This is a genomic window from Stenotrophomonas sp. YJH_SMC_80 (assembly GCF_059372495.1).
The window spans coordinates 1-17,536 of record NZ_JCAFVP010000016.1 but is presented as its reverse complement, the minus strand read 5'-3'; the positions used below and the strand labels follow the sequence as shown (position 1 = coordinate 17,536).

The window sequence follows — 17,536 nt, the reverse complement described above, 5'->3', positions numbered from 1 at the left end:
GTCAGGGTGCGGCGTGCGCGCCTTCCGAAGTGGCGGCCGGGGCCAGCCGATCGGACAGCGCGTCGTTGCGATAGAAGGTGTAGGACAAGGTGATCGTCTTGATCTCCGGCGGCAGGTCCGGATCGACGATGAAACGCACCGGCATGTCGCGCTTCTCGCCAGCCTGCAGCGTCTGCGCGGTGAAACAGAAACATTCGGTCTTGCTGAAGAAGCCCGAGGCACGCGCCGGCGCCACGGAAGGCACCGCACTGCCGACCACCGCCTGCTGGCTGTCGTTGCGGGCGAAGTACAGCGCTTCGTTGAGTTCGCCGGGCACCACGTCCATGGTCAGCTGTTCGGGATGGAACGACCAGGGCAGCCGCGAATTGACGCCGCCATCGAACTCCACGCGCACGGTGCGCTTGCCGGTGGCCGCGCCGGTGCTGGCCTCGCTGCCGGGGCCGCGTTCCAGGCGCACACCGAACACCTTCTCGCAGGCGATGCGGTACAGCGGCACCAGCGAGAACGTGAGCAGGAACACCGCCACCGCCACACCGATCAGGCGCGGCAGCCCCGCACTGCGTGACGGTGTGCTGGCCGGTGCCTCGCTCATCGGCCGATCACCCCGCTGAGGATGAAGCCGACGTAGACCAGCACGGCGATGGCGCCGACCCACATCGCCGTGCGCCTGGCGCGCTGCCGTTGCTGTTCGATGCCGTGGCGTTGGGCTTCGGTCTGGCTTTGGCTTTGGCTTTGGCTTTGGCTTTGGTAGAGCCGACTGTTAGTCGGCTGCACTTCGCGAGTCGACTGACAGTCGACTCTACCGATCGGCAGCGGGCTCTCGTTATGCATGCCCCACCTCAATGCGTGATGTCGTCATGCGCCAGATCCCCCGGACGGATGGTCGGCGGCGTGGTGAAGGTGTGCGCCGGTGCCGGCGACGGCAGCGTCCACTCCAGGCCGCGCGCACCCTCCCAGGAACGGGCCTCGGCCTTCTCGCCATTGCGCAGGGACGACAGCAGGATCGCGGCCATCATGAACGGGGTGACGAACATGCCGAACGCACCGATCGAGCTGATCAGGTTCCAGTCGGCAAACGCCACGCTGTAGTCGGGAATGCGGCGCGGCATGCCGGCCAGGCCGAGGAAATGCTGCGGGAAGAACAACAGGTTGACGAATACGATCGACCACCAGAAGTGCACCTTGGCCCACTTCTCGCTGTACATCCGCCCGGTCCACTTCGGCCACCAGTAGTACACCGCGGCGATCAGCGCGAACACCGCACCGGTCACCAGCACGTAGTGGAAGTGGGCGACCACGAAGTAGGTGTCGTGGTACTGGAAGTCGGCGGCGACGATCGCCAGCATCAGGCCGGAGAAGCCACCGATGGTGAACAGGATGACGAAGGCCACCGACCACAGCATCGGTGCCTCGAACGTCAGCGAGCCACGCCACATGGTGCTGACCCAGTTGAACACCTTCACCCCGGTCGGGATCGAGATCAGCATGGTGGCGAACATGAAGTAGATCTCGCCGCCCAGCGGCATGCCCACGGTGAACATGTGGTGGGCCCAGACGATGAACGACAGGAACGCGATCGCGGCGGTGGCGTACACCATCGCCTGGTAGCCGAACAGCGGCTTGCGGCTGAAGGTCGGGATGATCTCGCTGACCACGCCGAAGGCGGGCAGGATCATGATGTAGACCTCGGGATGGCCGAAGAACCAGAAGATGTGCTGGTACATCACCGGGTCACCGCCACCGGCGGCATTGAAGAAGCTGGTGCCGAAGAACTTGTCGGTCAGCAGCATGGTCACCGCACCGGCCAGCACCGGCATCACCGCGATCAGCAGGAAGGCGGTGATCAGCCAGGCCCAGCAGAAGATCGGCATTTTCAGCAGGTCGATGCCCGGCGCACGCATGTTGAGCACGGTGGCGATGATGTTGATCGCGCCCATGATCGAACTGATGCCGGCCACGTGGATGGCGAACACGCTGAAGGCGACGTTGTAGCCGCCCTGCAGCGACAGCGGCGGGTACAGCGTCCAGCCACCGGCCGGTGCACCGCCCGGCAGGAACAGGGTCAGCAGCAGCAGGCTGAAAGCCACCGGCAGCAACCAGAACGACCAGTTGTTCATGCGTGGCAGCGCCATGTCCGGCGCGCCGATCTGCAGCGGGATCATCCAGTTGGCCAGGCCGACGAAGGCCGGCATCACCCCACCGAAGATCATCACCAGCGCATGCACGGTGGTCATCTGGTTGAAGAACTCGGGCTTGACGAACTGCAGGCCCGGCTGCGCCAGCTCTGCGCGGATCACCACGCTCATCGCCGCGCCGATGATGAACATGATGAAGCTGAAACCGAGGTACAGCGTGCCGATGTCCTTGTGGTTGGTCGAGAAGAACCAACGTTCGAAGAAGCTCTGGTGGTGATGGTGATCGTCGTGCCCAACTGCCGAGTGCGCCATTGCAAAACACCTCTCAGAATCGGTTGTCACCGCGGCCGCGAACGGCCGCGGGCTTTACATCACGCTCCGCTGGCCGCGGTGGCAGGCGCGCTGCCGGCTTCTGCAGCAGCAGGCGCAGCTGGTGCCTCGCCCGTCGGTGCAGTCGGTTCGGCAGGTGCCGCAGGCGTGGCGGGCTCGGCGGGCGGCGCCGGCTTGCGCTGCGCCAGCCACTTCCTGAAGTCCTCCTTGGACACCGCCTCGACCACGATCGGCATGAAGCCGTGGTCCTTGCCGCACAGCTCGGCGCACTGGCCGCGGTAGACACCGGGCTGCTCGATGCTGGTCCAGGCTTCGTTGATGAAGCCGGGGATGGCGTCCTGCTTCCAGCCCAGCGCCGGTACCCACCAGGCGTGGATCACGTCGTCGGAGGTGATGACGAAACGCACCTTGGTATCGACCGGCAGCACCAGGCGGTTGTCGACATCCAGCAGGTAGTGCGGATGGCTTTCGCGGGTCGGCACGATGCCGCTCTGCCGCACCCGGTCGGACTCGCGGTCCAGGCGGCTGGTGAAGGTGACGTTCTCGCCGAGGTATTCGTACTTCCACATCCACTGGTAGCCGGTGACCTTCACCGTCATCTCGGCATCGCGGGTGTCGTACATCTTGATCAGGTTGGCCGTGGCCGGCCATGCCATCACGATCAGGATGATCACCGGGATCACTGTCCAGATGATCTCGGCCTTGGTGTTGTGGCTGAAGGTGGCCGCGACCGCGCCCTTGGATTTGCGGAACTTGAAGATGGCGTAGGCCATCGCCCCGAACACGATGACGCCGATCACCGTGCAGATGATCAACGACAGGTTGTTCGATTCCCAGGCCAGGCGCGAGGTCTGGGTCACCCCCTTGCCCATGTTCAGCTGCCACGGCTTCGGATCGGCCGCCTGGGCCCAGGCCAACGCCGGCATCAGTCCCCCGGTCGCCAGCATCGCGGCGACCGCGTTCACGCACTTCGTGCCCCACCTGCTGCTTTGCTTCATTGCCTAGACCCTTAGCGTCGTCGGTTGCCGCCATCGCTGGCGGCGAGCAAGCTTTCAAGTGTCTCTGCGAGCGTCTGACGTTCGGCCGGCGCGAGGAAACTCCCCACCTCCACCTGCCGGCCGCTGGATGCCAGCCGGACCCTCTCATCGTCGGTGAGCAGGCGCACCCAGTGGGGATGGGCCCGGAACACCGGCGATCCACCGGGTACGGGGATGACCTCCACGTACGCCGGCACCACCCGGATCTCCTCCTGCCGTTCACCGCTGCGCCACAAGGCACGCAGCGCGGCCGCCAGCACCAGGCTGTACAGCAGCGCGAACAGGGGGGCGAATGCATTGCCGGCCAACCACCCGAGGGCGGACACCAGCCACATCGCACCCGACAACACGGTGAACAACAGGACGAACTGCCGCGCATCGAGCGCCCGTGGGGGACGCAGCCGCAGCTGCGTACCTGACCCATCCGGAGCTGGAAGCACCTCGATCATGTCGCAACCGCGTTCCTGCCGCGGGAAACGCCTCGATGGTAGCCCCGCCCTCTCGCCGGTAGCAAGGGTGCATTCACACATTTTCCGATGCTGCAACACAGCATGAGGTCGGCGGTACGAATGACGAATTCGGCACAAACTCATCCACACTTGCTGAACACGCTGAATCCACCGCAGCTATTGGCTATCAGCGCTTCACGAAGGTGGCTGCAGGGCACTTCCGCAACCCGCAAAAATGATTAAAATCGCCAAGTTTTCCACTGGCCGGACCGGCATGAACGCACCTTCCTCCTCCCCCGCAGCCCCCGACGCCCTGCGTCCCGGCGCGTTGCTGTCGCCGGAACTGCCGGCGCCCCCCAACCCGTTCCGCCAGGCCATCACCGACGCCTGGTTGAAGGACGAGGCCACCCACGTGCGCGAGCTGCTGGCGCAGGCCCGCCTGCCCGCCGAAGAACAGGCCAAGGTGCAGGCACTGGCCGCCGACCTGGTCGGCCGCGTGCGCGTGCGCGCCAAGGACCAGGGCGCCATCGAAGCCTTCATGCGCCAGTACGACCTGGGCAGCGAGGAAGGCGTGCTGCTGATGTGCGTGGCCGAGGCACTGCTGCGTATTCCGGACCAGGACACCGCCGACAAGCTGATCCGCGACAAGCTGGCCGATGCCGACTGGGAAAAGCACCTGGGCGGCAGCGACTCGGTGCTGGTCAATGCCTCCACCTGGGGCCTGATGCTGACCGGCAAGCTGGTGCAGATGAACGACGCCACCCGCGCCGATGCGCCCAGCGCGTTCAAGCGCCTGGTCGGCCGCGTCGGTGAGCCGGTGGTGCGCCTGGCCGTGCGCCAGGCGATGAAGATCATGGGCCACCAGTTCGTCATGGGCCGCACCATCAGCGAAGCGCTGGCGCGCTCGCACAAGGGCGACAACGCCAGCTACCGCTACTCCTTCGACATGCTCGGCGAAGGTGCGCTGACCATGAAGGACGCGCTGCGCTACCTGGAAGACTACCGTCGTGCGATCCACGCCATCGGCGGCGATCACAAGGCACGCGGCGGCCGTTCGGATGGCGACGTCAACAATGCCCCGGGCATCTCGATCAAGCTGTCGGCGCTGTACCCGCGCTACGAGCACGCCAAGCGCGAGCGCGTGCTGAAGGACCTGGTACCGGGCGTGCTGGAACTGGCACAGCTGGCCAAGAGCTACGGCATCGGCTGCACCGTCGACGCCGAAGAGTCCGACCGCCTGGAACTGTCGCTGGACATCATCGAGCAGGTGTTCTCCGACGCGTCGCTGTCCGGCTGGGATGGCTTCGGCGTGGTCGTGCAGGCCTACCAGAAGCGCACCCCGTACACGATCGACCACCTGGCCGACATGGCGCGCCGCGCCGGTCGCCGCCTGCAGGTGCGCCTGGTCAAGGGCGCGTACTGGGACGCCGAGATCAAGCGCGCGCAGATCGAAGGCTACCCGGGCTACCCGGTGTTCACCCGCAAGCAGAACACCGACGTGTCCTACCTGGCCTGCGCCAAGCGGCTGTTCACCCATGCCGACGCGATCTACCCGATGTTCGCCACGCACAACGCGCACACCATCGCGGCCGTGCGCAGCATCGCCAACGGCGGCGTGTACGAGCACCAGAAGCTGCACGGCATGGGCGACGACCTGTATGCCGAGGTGGTGCCGGCTGACCGCCTGGGCCTGCCCTGCCGCGTGTATGCACCGGTCGGTTCGCATGAAGACCTGCTGCCGTACCTGGTGCGTCGCCTGCTGGAAAACGGCGCCAACTCCAGTTTCGTCAACCGCATCACCGACGAGCGCGTGCCGATCGCCGACCTGATCCGCGATCCGGTCGAGATGGTCGCCTCGTTCGCTTCGATTCCGCATCCCAAGATCCCGCTGCCGGTTGACCTGCTGCGCAGCCAGAACCACGACAGGAAGAACTCCATGGGCGCCAACCTCGCCAACGACAACGAACTGCGCGCCCTGGCCGAGCAGATCAACGCGGCTGTGAAGCCCTGGCAGGCTGCGCCGCTGGTGCCGGGCGCCAACCCGGCCGGCGCCGCGCTGCCGGTGACCAACCCGGCCGACACCCGTGAAGTGGTTGGCCAGTGGCTGGCCGCAGACGCCGCCACCGTGCAGAAGGCCCTGGCGAATGCCGTAGCCGCGCAGCCGGCCTGGAACCGCACCCCGGCCGCCAGCCGCGCCGCCATCCTCGAGCACGCCGCCGACCAGCTGGAAGCACGCATGCCGGAATTCATGGCGCTGTGCGTGAAGGAAGCCGGCAAGAGCCTGCCCGACAGCATCGCCGAAGTGCGCGAAGCGGTGGACTTCCTGCGCTACTACGCCAAGCAGGCGCGCGAGCAGTTCAGCCACGCCGAGAAGCTGCCGAGCCCGACCGGTGAGTCCAACGAGCTGCAGCTGCACGGCCGCGGCGTGTTCGTCTGCATCAGCCCGTGGAACTTCCCGCTGGCGATCTTCCTGGGCCAGGTCGCTGCCGCCCTGGCCGCCGGCAACAGCGTCATCGCCAAGCCGGCCGAGCAGACCAACCTGATCGGCTACTACGCGGTGAAGCTGCTGCACGACGCCGGCGTGCCGGCCGAGGTGGTGCAGTTCCTGCCGGGCGACGGTGCTACCGTCGGTGCCGCGCTGACCGCCGACCCGCGCGTGGCCGGCGTGGCCTTCACCGGCTCCACCGACACCGCCCGTGCGATCAACCGCGCGATGGCGGCGCGTGACGCCGCCATCGGTGTGCTGATTGCCGAGACCGGCGGCCAGAACGCCTTCATCGCCGATTCGTCGGCGCTGCCGGAACAGCTGGTCAAGGACGCGATCGGTTCGGCCTTCACCTCCGCCGGCCAGCGCTGCTCGGCCGCGCGCGTGCTGTTCGTGCAGGACGACATCGCCGACAAGGTGATGACCATGCTGGCCGGTGCGATGAAGGAACTGAAGGTCGGCAACCCCGGCCTGCTGTCCACCGACGTCGGCCCGGTGATCGACGCAGATGCGCTGAAGATCCTGCAGGACCACGCTGAGCGGATGGACCGCGAAGCGCGCCTGATCGCCGCCGCCGAGCTGTCGGCCGAGGCCGCCAACGGCACCTTCTTCGCACCGCGCGCGTACGAACTGAAGGACCTGGGCCAGCTGCAGAAGGAAGTGTTCGGCCCGGTGCTGCACGTGATCCGCTGGAAGGGCGACCAGCTCGACGCGGTGATCGACCAGATCAACGCCACCGGCTACGGCCTGACCCTGGGCGTGCATTCGCGTATCGACGAGACCGTCGACCGCATCAGCAACGGCGTCCATGTCGGCAACGTCTACGTCAACCGCAACCAGATCGGTGCGGTGGTCGGCGTGCAGCCGTTCGGCGGTCAGGGCCTGTCCGGCACCGGCCCGAAGGCCGGCGGCCCGCACTACCTGCTGCGCTTCGCCACCGAAAAGACGGTGACGGTGAACACCACCGCCGCCGGCGGCAACGCCTCGCTGCTGACCCTGGGCGACTGATCGCCCGGTTGATGCAGTGAACGAAGAACCCCGCGAAAGCGGGGTTTTTTATGCCTTGCTTCCTGTAGAGCCGGGCCCCACGCTCGGTTTTCCTCGCACAGCCGAGCGTGGGCTCGCTCTACAGAGGCTGGGCCACACTGAACCGATTGTCCGCCCGCTTCGCCAGCTCGCCGTGCACGCGCGCGATGCGCGCTTCCAGCCCCCCCTCCAGCAGCACGTAGTCGACTCCCCGCGCCTCCAGCTCGCGCACGTACCACGCATGCTGCTTCGCCCGGAAGGCTTCGCCCACCCGCGTGCCGTCCTGGTCGAACGGGATATCCGGCGCACACAGGAACAGCAGGTCATACGGTCGCAATGCAGCCTGCCGCAGTGCCTCCGGCGCCGTACCAGACATCCAGCCGCTGTAGCCCAGCGTCACCAGCGGCGTGGTATCGCAGAACAGCCAGCGATGCGCATGCCGTGCGGTCTCGTCTTCGTGCTGCGGCTGTGCCATTGCGATGCGAAGCAGATCATCTGGCGTCAGCTCTCCGCCCTGCTGCTCCCATAGCGTGCGGCCATACTCCGGCACCCAGGCGGTCTGCAGGCGCTCGGCCATCACGCGCGCCAGCGTGGTCTTTCCGCTGGACTCGCCACCAATGAACGCCACGCGCTGCACATAGCCGGCATAGACCTGCGGTGCGAGGCCATGACGGTGCGCATGCGGATCGGCGCGCAGCTGGGTGCCACACGCCTGCCCGACGTCCAGTGCGCGTTCGAGCCGCTCATGGCGTACCGGCGCGCCGAAGTGCGTGGCCAGCGCCTGCGCGAAGCCGTCGCCGTAGTCCTCGCCGGTGTACACCGCCTGCACCGGCCCGCCGAACAGGCTCAGGCACAGCCAGGCGGTGAACTCGCGCTGCACGTGCTCGTTGTCGCTGTCCTGCGGCAGCGTGCGCACGGGCAAACCATGCTGCGTGCACAATGCCGCCAGGCGCGCATCATCGAGCACCGCCACCGTCGCCTGTGGGAAGCGCGCTCGCAGCCAGCGCTCGCGACGCTCGGCGCTGTAGCCTGGGAAACCCGGCTGCGACCAGCCGATCACCAGCAGCTGCCGGCAGCGCGTGGCGGCGAAGTCGATCAGGTGTTCGTGACCCAGATGCAGCGGGCAGAACTTGCCCACCACCAGGCCGCGTGCAACGCGCTCAGGCAGCAGCATCGGCCGTCTTGGCCTCGTCACGCATCAGGTGCCGCCAGTGGCGCAAGGCCACCAGCGCATTGACCCAGAAGCCCACGTACAGGATCGAGGTCAGGTGCAGGCCACGGCTGTAGTACAGCGGTACCGCAACGGTGTTCACCAGCAGCCACACCCACCACGATTCCAGCTTGCGTCGCATCATCAGGATCTGCGCGATCACACTCAACACCAGCACTGCCGAATCGATGTAGGGCGCATAGGCGTTGGTCAGTCGGGTCAGCATCCAGCCGTAGCCGAAGGTGGCCACTACCGCCAGCGGCACCAGCCAGGCCCAGGCACGTGGGCGCAGCGCGGTGATCGGCAACGGCGCACCGTGGTCACCGCGCAGCCACTGCCACCAGCCCAGCACGCTGATGGCGATGAAGAAGAACTGCAGCACCATGTCCGCATACAGGTGCGATCGTTCGAACACCGCAGCAAACAATGCGCAGCCGACGATGCCCAGCCACCAGGTGTGCACGTTGTTGCGGCCGGCCAGCAGGATCGAGCCGGCGACGGCGATGTTGGCAGCCAGCTCCAGCTGGAAGTTCGGGTCGGACAGGTTCATGACGCTATTGTCGCGTAGATCCACGTGCGTGGATGGCCCACACCACCCCGCAAAAAAAGGCCCCGCTTGCGCGGGGCCTCCTTCGTCCTGCGTCAGGCAATCGCCCGATTCAGAACTTGTACTGCATCGAAGCCGCCAGCACGTCGCCGCTGACCTTGTACTTGCCGGTCACGGTGTTGGCGGTGGCCGAGGTCGAGGTCACGTTCGGATCCTTGGTGAACAGGTGGGTGTAGCCCACGCTGTATTCCATCTTGTCCGAAGCGGCGTAGGTCAGGCCCAGCGACAGCCACTTGCGGGTGGTGTCCGGCACGCGCACGTCGCGGTGGGCGTCGGTGGTCGGGGTCTGGTCATAGGCCAGGCCGCCACGCAGGGTCAGCTTGTCGTTCACGCGGAAATCGGTACCGATCGACGCGAAGGTGGTGTCGCGGTAGTGGAACGGCAGCACGCTGTCCGGCTGGTTGGAGTCATAGTCGACGGTGACCTGGTCGAACTTGCTCCACGCGGTGCGCGTGACTTCGGCCATGATCTGCCACTGGTCGTTCACGCGGTGGGTGAAGCCCACGGTGGCGCTGGCCGGCAGGGTGATGGTCGCGCGACCGTTGCTGTCGATGAAGGTACCCGGGGCAGCGGTGGCCAGGAAGGCCGCCGCATTCTGCGGAATGGTGAAGTCCGCCTTGCCATCGGTGATCTTGTGCTCGACCTTCGAGCGGTAGCTGAAGGCGATGTTGGTGCCTTCCACCGGGGTGACGGTCATGCCCAGGGTATAGCCGACCGACACTTCATCGCCCTTGATGCGCAGGTAGCCATCGGCGGTACCCGGCGAGAAGCCGAGCTGGGCAGCCTGGCGTGCAGCCGCCTGCGACGCCGCCAGAGCCTGGGCGGCGGTGCCGCCGGCAGCCAGCACGCGCGCCGCAGCGGTGCGCTGGGCAGTGGCGTTGATCGCGGTGCCGGTGTCGACAGCGCTGGTCAGGTCGACGTTCAGGCGCTCGGCGAACACCGACGCACCGAACGACAGGTACGGATTGACGTCATAGGAGAACGCCACGCCCAGGTCGACCGCCTGCAGCTCGGTCTTGACGCCGTTATAGCGGCCGACCCAGTCGCGGTCGTATTCGGTCTTGAAGCCGAAAGGCACGGTCAGCGATGCACCGAAGTGCATGTTCTCCTTCTCGCCGAACGGCAGGTGGAAGTAGGCGGCCGGAACCGGGGCGATCATGCCCGCGTCGCCGCCGTTGCCGCCGGAAATCGGCTGGCCGTTGCCGTACTGGCCCTGGCCACGGAACTTGGCGCCGAAGCTGATGGCGCTGACGTCGCCCTGGATCAGGGTGCCGTCGAGCAGGCGCATGGAGGCCGGGTTGGTGGCGATGACCGAGGCGTCACCTTCGGTCGAGGTGGAGCCGGCGAACGCGCGGCCCAGGCCCTTGGCGCTGTTTTCCTTCAGCTGGAAGGCGGCAGCATTGGCATCGGCGGCGGCCAGCGCACCGGCAACGCCGACGGCCAGCAGGGTCAGTCGGGCAATGGTGGAAGCGGTTTGCATCGTAGTTCTCTCTCTCCGGTAAGCGGTGATGGTGCTCTGAGTGCGCCTGCGCCCGGCAGGCCCAGAGGCCCGTCGAAGCGCGCCGGATTCCCCTCCCGACATACGACGCCGTATGCGAGTATTACCCAGAGCCGTTAATGAAACAATAACGACGCAGGCGGTTTTTCCGTCTCAAAAGCTGAACAGGACAATCCCCGTCGCAAGCGCCCGCACGCTAGGCTAGTGCCATGTTCGTCTCCCTCCCGTCCCGCAAGAAGGCGGCCCTGCGCTGGGCCACGCCCGTGCTGTTTGCGGCACTATGGCTGGCGTTCCTGTGGTCGATCTCGCGCCCGGACGATGCCCGCGGCAGCCTCTGGCTGGACTGGGGCGCCCTGTCCACCGGCCTGACCCACCCGCTCGACTGGTGGGCGACGCTGCAGGACGGCAGCGTGCTGCGCCTGTTCACCGCCCTGTTCCTGCACGCGGACTGGTCGCATCTGCTGGGCAACCTGGTGTTCCTGCTGATCTTCGGCCTGCCCGCTGAGCGGGTGCTGGGCCCCTGGCGCCTGCTACTTCTGTTCCTGGTCGGCGGCGCGGTGTCGAACCTGGTGGCGATCTACACCATGGGCAGCCCGGACCAGATCATCATCGGTGCCAGTGGCGCGGTCTCGGCGCTGATCGGCGCCTATCTGGCCCTGTTCCCGGGCGCCCGGCTGGGCGTGGTGATCCCGCTCGGCCTGTTCCTGGAGTTCGTGCGGGCCCCGGCCTACCTGCTGATCGGCGTCTGGGCCGCACTGCAGGTGGTGTTCGCCCATATCGGCCCAAGCTTCGGCATGGTGGCCTGGTGGGCGCACATCGGCGGCTTCGTGTTCGGCCTGGTGTACGGGGTCTACGTGCGCGCGGCCATCGCCCGCCGCCTACGCAAGCGCCACGGCTTCTGACCCCTGGTAGTGCCGGCCGCTGGCCGGCATTTGGTTTCTTCTTCCGCCCTTGAGCCGACGCCGGGTATGGCCCGGCGCTACCTCACGGCTTCGCTGGGGCCGGTGCGGGCTTTGCTTCCGGCTTTGCTTCCGGCTTAGGTTCGACCTTCGCTTCCGGCTTCGCCGCAGCGGCCTTCGCGGCCTTGGCCGCATCCGCCTTGGCGGCTTCGGCCTTCAAGCGTGCAGCCACCGAACCCGGGTTCTTCAGCTCGGCCAGCGCGTCGTTGATCGGGCCATCGCCCGGCAGCACCGCACCGGCGTGGTAGCCCTCGGTGCCTTCGTCGTCGCCACGCAGATGGCCCGGCAGGGTCGCTTCGCTGTAATCGCTCAGGCTGGCCGGCAGCGCCTCGTCTTCCGGGCGCGCCGCAGGCTTCAGTTCGACCTCCGGCACGATGCCAGTGGCCTGGATCGACTTGCCGCTGGGCGTGTAATAACGCGCGGTGGTCAGCTTCACCGAGTCACCGTTGTCCAGCGGCAGCACGGTCTGCACCGAGCCTTTGCCGAAGGTGCGGCTGCCGACCACGCGCGCGCGCTTGTTGTCGCGCAGCGCCCCAGCCAGCACTTCCGAGGCGCTGGCCGAACCCGCATCGACCAGCACCACCACCGGTGCGCCCTTCAGCAGGTCGCCCGGCGTCGCATCGAACCGTGCATCACTGATGCTGATGCGGCCGCGGGTGCTGACGATGTTGCCCTTGTCGAGCAGGTCGTCGGCCACCTGCACGGCGGCAGTCAAAAGGCCGCCCGGGTTGCTGCGCAGATCCAGCACCAGGCCCTTGAGCTGGCCACCGGACTGCTTCTGCAGCTGCTGCAGGTGCTTCTGGAAGTCCGACCCGGTGTCGGCCTGGAAGGTGCTCAGGCGGATGTAGCCGTAGCCCGGCTCCAGCAGGCGGCTGCGCACGCTGGTCACGCGGATGGTCTGGCGGGTGAGGCTGACGTCGAACGGCTTCGGCTTGCCCGCGCGCACGATGGTCAGCACCACCTTGCTGCCGGCTGGGCCACGCAACGGTTCGCTCGCATCAATGGCGCTGATCGGCTTGCCGTCGATGGCGATGATCAGGTCACCGGCGAGGATGCCGGCCTTGGCCGCCGGCGTGTCGTCGATCGGCGAGATGACCTTCATGCTGGCGTTGTCGGGCTGCTGCTGCAACTCCACGCCGATGCCCTCGTAGGCGCCGTTGGCCTGCTCGTCGAAGGCCTGCGCGTCTTCCTTGTTGAAGTACGTGCTGTGCGGGTCGAGGTCGAGCAGCAGGCCGCGCACCGCCGACTGCATCAGCTTCTTGTCATCGACCGGGTCGACATAGGCCGCGCGCACCGCGTTGTACACCGCCACGAAGCGGCGGATGTCCTCCAGCGGCACCTTCGAGGTCACCGCCTCCTCGCTGTTCGCTGCCTGCCCGCTGGTTTCCTGGCTCGGGGCGGGCGCGGTCTGCTGCGCCCAGGACAGCGCTGGCAACAGGGCCAGCAAGAGGGTGGCGGTACGGGCTGCGCGCATGGATCACTCCTGTCGACGTTGGCATCGTGCCCAAGGCACATGCGTCGATTATGCGCGAAGCACAGCTAAATTCCCGTTGAATCCGTCCGCCACGCGACAGCGCCGGATTCAGCGCCGCTGCAGCCAGCTGTCCGGGTTGACCGGCTGCCCGCCCCGGCGCAGTTCGAAGTACAGCGCGGTCACGCCCTGGCCACCGGAATTGCCGACCTTGGCCACCGCATCGCCGCGGCTGACCCGTGCGCCGGCATCCTTCAGCAGGGTGTCGTTGTGCGCGTACAGGCTCATGTAGCCGTTGCCGTGATCGACGATCAGGATCATGCCGTAGCCGGTCATCCAGTCGGAGAACACCACGGTGCCGTCGGCCACGGCGGTGACGGTGCTGCCGGCGGGCGCGCCGATCAACACACCACTGCTGGTGCGGCCGTCGGGCAGCTTTCCGCCGTAGCGGGCCAACAGGTTGCCCGACAACGGCCAGCCCAGGCCACCCACCTTCGGCGCCGGCGCAGAGGCCACGGCAGGCGGGACCTTGGTGGGCGGCGGTGGCGGGCGGCCCTGCGCGGCAGCCTGGCGTGCGGCACGCTCGGCGGCGGCCTTTTCAGCGGCTGCTCGCCGCGCCGCGGCGCGGCGCTCGGCTTCGGCCCGTGCCGCAGCGGCACGCAGGTTGGCCAGCAGCGTCTCCAGTGCCTTGGCGTCCTGGCCCAGCGCCTGTTCCTTCTCGCGCTGGTCCTTGAAGCGCTCATCCAGCGAGGCGACGGTCCTGGCGCGATCGCGACGGTCGGCTTCCAGCGCCGCAGCCTGCTGCTTCTGGTCCTGCTGCGCACCCTGCAGCTTCTGCTTGCGCTCGGCGATCTGCGCCTGCAGCACTTCCAGCTCTTTCAGGTCGGCTGTCAGCGTGGTGATGCGCTGTGCCCGCTCGCGTTGCAGGTAGCGGTGGTAGGCCAGGGCACGATTGGCATCGGCCACCGTGTCCTGCGACAGCAGCAGCTTCAGAGGTGCATGGTTGCCCAGCTGGTAGGCCGCACGCAGCAGGCCGGCCAGCTCGCGATGCTGCTGGGCGAGGTTGGCCTGCAGCGTGCTGCGGCGTTGTTCGGCCTCGGCCAGGGCCCTTCCCTGCTCGCGCAGCGCAGTTTCAGTCTGCGCAAGCGCACGGCCGGTGCGGGCCACCTTCTCGTCCGCCTCACGCAGCTGCTGCGAGGCCTGGCCCCGCTGGCCCTCGATCTGCCTGCGCTCCTGCGCCACGCCCTTCAACTCGCTACGCAGCTTCTGCAGCTTGCGCTCGGTCTCGCGGGTGGTCTGAGCGGCGCCCGGCAACGGCAGCGCCAAGGCGATGGCCAGCCCCAACAGCAGGCAGCGCCCGCCGCGGATGGCGGCGATGTGATGTCGGCGTGATGGGAAGGCGTTGTCGCGCAAGGGCTTTCCAGTGACTTCAGGCAGTTGCAGGGGGTACCGGGGAATGGTGACATCTCCGCACGCGGCCTGCCAGCCGCACATCCATCGAGGTCCCATGAAAACTCTTTCCATTCCGCTGTTGTTGGGCGTCCTGCTCGTTGCCGGCCCCGCCGGTGCCCAGGACAACATCAGCAAGGTCAACGGCAGCATCAGCGCCGAGCCTGGCCAGCGCTACGGCAAGCTGGATACCGTCAACGGCGGTATCCGGGTTGGTGAAGGCGTCGAGACCGGCAGCATCGACACCGTCAACGGCGGGGTCAAGGTGGCCGACCGTGCACGTACCGGCAAGATTGAAACGGTCAACGGCGGCGTACGCCTGGGCCGCGAGGTGATTGCACACGGCAGCGTCAGCACCGTCAACGGCAGCATCTTCACCGATCGCGGCAGCCAGATCGAAGGCGGCGTCGAAACCGTGAACGGTGGCATCGGCCTGGTCGAAAGCCGCGTCGGCAAGGACGTGGAGACCGTCAACGGCGATATCACCGTCGGCATCGGTTCCCAGGTCAACGGCGGTGTGCACGTGCGCAAGCCGAACTTCAGCGTCTCGCTCACCGCCAGCCGCAAGCCGCGCGTGATCGTCGGCCCGAATGCCGTGGTCAACGGCCCCCTGCAGTTCGAACGCGAGGTGGTGCTTTACGTGCATCGCACCGCGCGCATCGGTCCGGTCACCGGCGCCGAACCGATCCCGTTCGACACCGAAACCGCCCCGGCGGACTGAGCGCACCGGACCGCTTGGTTCGGTGATACTCGCTGATACCGGCCGTGCACGACGTGCGGCCGCCCTTTGTTTCCCAGGAATCGACGATGCCCCGCAAACTCCTCCTGTGCCTGGCCGCCGCGGCCGCGCTCAGTGCCTGCAAAGGCGAAGACACGCCGGCCACCGCACCGGCGTCAGCCACCGACACCGCTGCCGCGAAGCCGGCGGCTCATCAGCTCTCCCCCGAGATCAACGCCGGCGACTTCGCCGAGATGGTCCAGACCCTGGCCTCGGATGAATTCGAAGGCCGCGCGCCGGGCAGCAAGGGCGAGGAACTGACGGTCAACTACATCCGCGACCAGATGCAGCGCATCGGCCTGCAGCCGGGCAACGGTGACAGCTGGTTCCAGGACGTACCGATGACCGAGACCACGGCCGACGCGTCGACCGTGCTGAAGATCACCCAGGGTGGCAAGACCACCGAGCTGAAGTTCGGTACCGACATGGTGGTCGGCACCCGTACCGGCCAGGCTGAGGTGAAAGTCGATGCCAGCGACCTGGTGTTCGTCGGCTACGGCGTTGATGCGCCGGAGCAGAAGTGGAACGACTACGCCGGCCAGGACTGGAAGGGCAAGACGGTCGTGATGTTCGTCAACGATCCGGGCTTCCATGTTGACGACGCGAAGCTGTTCGACGGCAAGCGCATGACCTACTACGGCCGCTGGACCTACAAGTTCGAAGAGGCCGCGCGCAAGGGCGCCGCCGCGGCGCTGATCGTGCACGACACCGCCGGTGCCTCCTATGGCTGGGACGTGGTGAAGAACTCCTGGGCCGGCCCGCAGTATGACCTGCCGGCCAAGGATGACCCGGAAGCCCGCATTCCGGTGCAGGGCTGGCTGAGTGCCGACGCCGCCAAGGCGCTGTTCGCAGGCGCCGGCCTGGACCTGGCACAGGCCTACAAGGACGCCAGCAAGCGCGGCTTCAAGCCGGTGCCGCTGAAGGCCACCGCTACGGTCGACCTGAAGAGCCAGATCGCGCAGAAGCAGTCGCGCAACGTGGTGGGCGTGCTGCCGGGCAGCAAGCGTGCCGACGAGGCCGTGCTGTACATGGCGCACTGGGACCACCTGGGCAAGCACGAGGGTGAAACCGGCGACAACATCTACAACGGTGCGGTCGACAACGCGACCGGCGTGGCCGGCATCCTTGAGGTGGCCGAAGCCATGGCCCACCAGGATCCGAAGCCGGAGCGCTCGGTGGTGTTCCTGGCGGTGACCCTGGAAGAGTCCGGCCTGCTGGGTTCGAAGTACTACGTCTCCCACCCGACCTTCCCGCTGGACAAGATCGCCGGTGTGATCAACATCGACGCAATGTCGGTGGCCGGCCGTGCCAAGGACGTGACCGTCACCGGCTTCGGCAGCTCGGAACTGGAGGACATCCTCAAGCCGCTGGCTGCGGCCCAGGACCGCACGCTGCATGGTGAGACCTCGGTGCAGAGCGGCTTCTACTTCCGTTCGGACCACTTCAACTTCGCCAAGGCCGGCGTGCCGGCCCTGTACGCCGATGGTGGCGAGGATCTGCGAGAGGGTGGCGTGGACGCCGGCCGCAAGGCCGCAGCGGACTACGGCGCCAACCGCTACCACGGTCCGAAGGACGAGTTCGACGCGTCCACCTGGAAGCTGGACGGGACTGTCGAGGACCTGCAGCTGATGTACGGCGTCGGCAAGGAACTGGCCGGTGGCGATCGTTGGCCGAACTGGTACGAAGGCAACCCGTTCAAGGCAGCCCGCGACGCGATGATGAAAGACAAGGCTTCGGCAAAGTAGAGCCGGGCCATGCTCGACTGAACATCGTTGAGAGCAGAGCGGCGCCCCACGGGGCGCCGCTTTTCTTTTGCGTACCGTCGGCGGCTCATCCACGGTTGGTGTGGATCTGCCGGTAGTGCCGGCCGCTGGCCGGCAATCGATTGGTAGCGGCCAACCTTGGTTGGCGCCATGCTTCTTCGCAGAGGATCTCCACGCATGGCGTGGATCTACCGGACCATGTAATGCCATCGGGTTGCCGGCCAGCGGCCGGCACGACCCGCATTTACTGCGCACAAAGAAAAACCCCGCTGCGTGAGCAGCGGGGTTTTGGGTGTAAACCCTGGCGATGACCTACTCTCGCATGGCTTGAGCCACACT

The 17,536-nt window shown here is 67.0% G+C and carries 14 protein-coding genes; 4 read left to right on the top strand and 10 right to left on the bottom strand.

The features are described 5' to 3' along the window. Position 1: 1 nt before the first annotated feature. Genes AC5P99_RS18795 through AC5P99_RS18775 form a run of 5 tightly spaced genes read right to left on the bottom strand, consistent with a single transcriptional unit; the run spans position 2 to position 3,951 of the window. On the bottom strand, positions 2–592 hold the full coding sequence (locus AC5P99_RS18795) for a cytochrome c oxidase assembly protein (protein WP_005407792.1): 591 nt from the start codon (positions 590–592) through the stop codon (positions 2–4). Further along, positions 589–831 carry a hypothetical protein gene (locus tag AC5P99_RS18790; RefSeq protein ID WP_032966368.1) on the bottom strand — a complete coding sequence of 81 codons (243 nt, stop codon included), beginning with the start codon at positions 829–831 and terminating at the stop codon, positions 589–591. Before AC5P99_RS18790 ends, AC5P99_RS18795 begins: the two co-directional genes overlap by 4 nt. 8 nt (positions 832–839) lie before the next feature. Next, complete coding sequence (gene ctaD, locus AC5P99_RS18785) at positions 840–2,447, bottom strand: cytochrome c oxidase subunit I (RefSeq protein ID WP_005407790.1); 1,608 nt, start codon at positions 2,445–2,447, stop codon at positions 840–842. Positions 2,448–2,506: 59 nt separating this feature from the next. Further along, positions 2,507–3,463: a cytochrome c oxidase subunit II gene (gene coxB / locus AC5P99_RS18780; protein ID WP_005407789.1), complete on the bottom strand. Its 957-nt coding sequence runs from the start codon at positions 3,461–3,463 to the stop codon at positions 2,507–2,509. A gap of 11 nt (positions 3,464–3,474) precedes the next feature. Further along, on the bottom strand, positions 3,475–3,951 hold the full coding sequence (locus AC5P99_RS18775; protein WP_004153894.1) for a DUF2244 domain-containing protein: 477 nt from the start codon (positions 3,949–3,951) through the stop codon (positions 3,475–3,477). Between the two features lie 274 nt (positions 3,952–4,225). On the opposite strand from AC5P99_RS18775, the gene putA reads away from it, so the two are divergent. Continuing rightward, positions 4,226–7,444 carry a bifunctional proline dehydrogenase/L-glutamate gamma-semialdehyde dehydrogenase PutA gene (putA, locus tag AC5P99_RS18770; RefSeq protein ID WP_049448259.1) on the top strand — a complete coding sequence of 1,073 codons (3,219 nt, stop codon included), beginning with the start codon at positions 4,226–4,228 and terminating at the stop codon, positions 7,442–7,444. A 118-nt stretch (positions 7,445–7,562) separates the two neighbouring features. On the opposite strand, the gene AC5P99_RS18765 is transcribed toward putA, so the two are convergent. From AC5P99_RS18765 to AC5P99_RS18755, 3 genes are all read right to left on the bottom strand, one after another. After that, positions 7,563–8,636: an AAA family ATPase gene (locus tag AC5P99_RS18765; protein WP_088436386.1), complete on the bottom strand. Its 1,074-nt coding sequence runs from the start codon at positions 8,634–8,636 to the stop codon at positions 7,563–7,565. Continuing rightward, positions 8,623–9,222: a nicotinamide riboside transporter PnuC gene (pnuC, locus tag AC5P99_RS18760; protein ID WP_088436385.1), complete on the bottom strand. Its 600-nt coding sequence runs from the start codon at positions 9,220–9,222 to the stop codon at positions 8,623–8,625. The genes AC5P99_RS18765 and pnuC overlap by 14 nt, the downstream gene beginning before the upstream one ends. 109 nt (positions 9,223–9,331) lie before the next feature. Beyond that, entirely contained in the window at positions 9,332–10,759 is a 1,428-nt protein-coding gene (locus AC5P99_RS18755) for an outer membrane protein transport protein (RefSeq protein ID WP_005407785.1), read from the bottom strand. Positions 10,760–10,986: 227 nt separating this feature from the next. Between AC5P99_RS18755 and AC5P99_RS18750 the strand changes: the two genes are divergently transcribed. Next, positions 10,987–11,679, top strand: a complete 693-nt coding sequence (locus tag AC5P99_RS18750) for a rhomboid family intramembrane serine protease (RefSeq protein ID WP_005407784.1) — start codon at positions 10,987–10,989, stop codon at positions 11,677–11,679. 82 nt (positions 11,680–11,761) lie between these two features. Here AC5P99_RS18750 and AC5P99_RS18745 read toward each other — a convergent pair whose 3' ends face one another. Then, complete coding sequence (locus AC5P99_RS18745) at positions 11,762–13,210, bottom strand: S41 family peptidase (RefSeq protein ID WP_123958143.1); 1,449 nt, start codon at positions 13,208–13,210, stop codon at positions 11,762–11,764. 108 nt (positions 13,211–13,318) lie between these two features. Further along, a complete protein-coding gene (locus AC5P99_RS18740; RefSeq protein WP_032965528.1) occupies positions 13,319–14,620 on the bottom strand; it encodes a murein hydrolase activator EnvC family protein in 1,302 nt (433 codons plus the stop codon). A 94-nt stretch (positions 14,621–14,714) separates the two neighbouring features. Between AC5P99_RS18740 and AC5P99_RS18735 the strand changes: the two genes are divergently transcribed. Further along, the gene (locus AC5P99_RS18735; RefSeq protein ID WP_005407780.1) at positions 14,715–15,377 is read left to right on the top strand and encodes a DUF4097 family beta strand repeat-containing protein; all 663 of its coding nucleotides are present in this window, start codon (positions 14,715–14,717) and stop codon (positions 15,375–15,377) included. Between the two features lie 86 nt (positions 15,378–15,463). Beyond that, positions 15,464–17,179: a M28 family metallopeptidase gene (locus AC5P99_RS18730; protein ID WP_495213424.1), complete on the top strand. Its 1,716-nt coding sequence runs from the start codon at positions 15,464–15,466 to the stop codon at positions 17,177–17,179. Positions 17,180–17,536 lie beyond the last annotated feature (357 nt).

Bases quoted from the DNA above. Each gene is read 5' to 3' on its own strand.
- AC5P99_RS18790 (WP_032966368.1), bottom strand. From the start codon at position 831: ATGCATAACGAGAGCCCGCTGCCGATCGGTAGAGTCGACTGTCAGTCG.
- AC5P99_RS18765 (WP_088436386.1), bottom strand. From the start codon at position 8,636: ATGCTGCTGCCTGAGCGCGTTGCACGCGGCCTGGTGGTGGGCAAGTTC.
- AC5P99_RS18775 (WP_004153894.1), bottom strand. From the start codon at position 3,951: ATGATCGAGGTGCTTCCAGCTCCGGATGGGTCAGGTACGCAGCTGCGG.
- AC5P99_RS18730 (WP_495213424.1), top strand. From the start codon at position 15,464: ATGCCCCGCAAACTCCTCCTGTGCCTGGCCGCCGCGGCCGCGCTCAGT.
- AC5P99_RS18745 (WP_123958143.1), bottom strand. From the start codon at position 13,210: ATGCGCGCAGCCCGTACCGCCACCCTCTTGCTGGCCCTGTTGCCAGCG.
- ctaD (WP_005407790.1), bottom strand. From the start codon at position 2,447: ATGGCGCACTCGGCAGTTGGGCACGACGATCACCATCACCACCAGAGC.
- AC5P99_RS18735 (WP_005407780.1), top strand. From the start codon at position 14,715: ATGAAAACTCTTTCCATTCCGCTGTTGTTGGGCGTCCTGCTCGTTGCC.
- AC5P99_RS18755 (WP_005407785.1), bottom strand. From the start codon at position 10,759: ATGCAAACCGCTTCCACCATTGCCCGACTGACCCTGCTGGCCGTCGGC.
- pnuC (WP_088436385.1), bottom strand. From the start codon at position 9,222: ATGAACCTGTCCGACCCGAACTTCCAGCTGGAGCTGGCTGCCAACATC.
- putA (WP_049448259.1), top strand. From the start codon at position 4,226: ATGAACGCACCTTCCTCCTCCCCCGCAGCCCCCGACGCCCTGCGTCCC.
- coxB (WP_005407789.1), bottom strand. From the start codon at position 3,463: ATGAAGCAAAGCAGCAGGTGGGGCACGAAGTGCGTGAACGCGGTCGCC.
- AC5P99_RS18795 (WP_005407792.1), bottom strand. From the start codon at position 592: ATGAGCGAGGCACCGGCCAGCACACCGTCACGCAGTGCGGGGCTGCCG.
- AC5P99_RS18750 (WP_005407784.1), top strand. From the start codon at position 10,987: ATGTTCGTCTCCCTCCCGTCCCGCAAGAAGGCGGCCCTGCGCTGGGCC.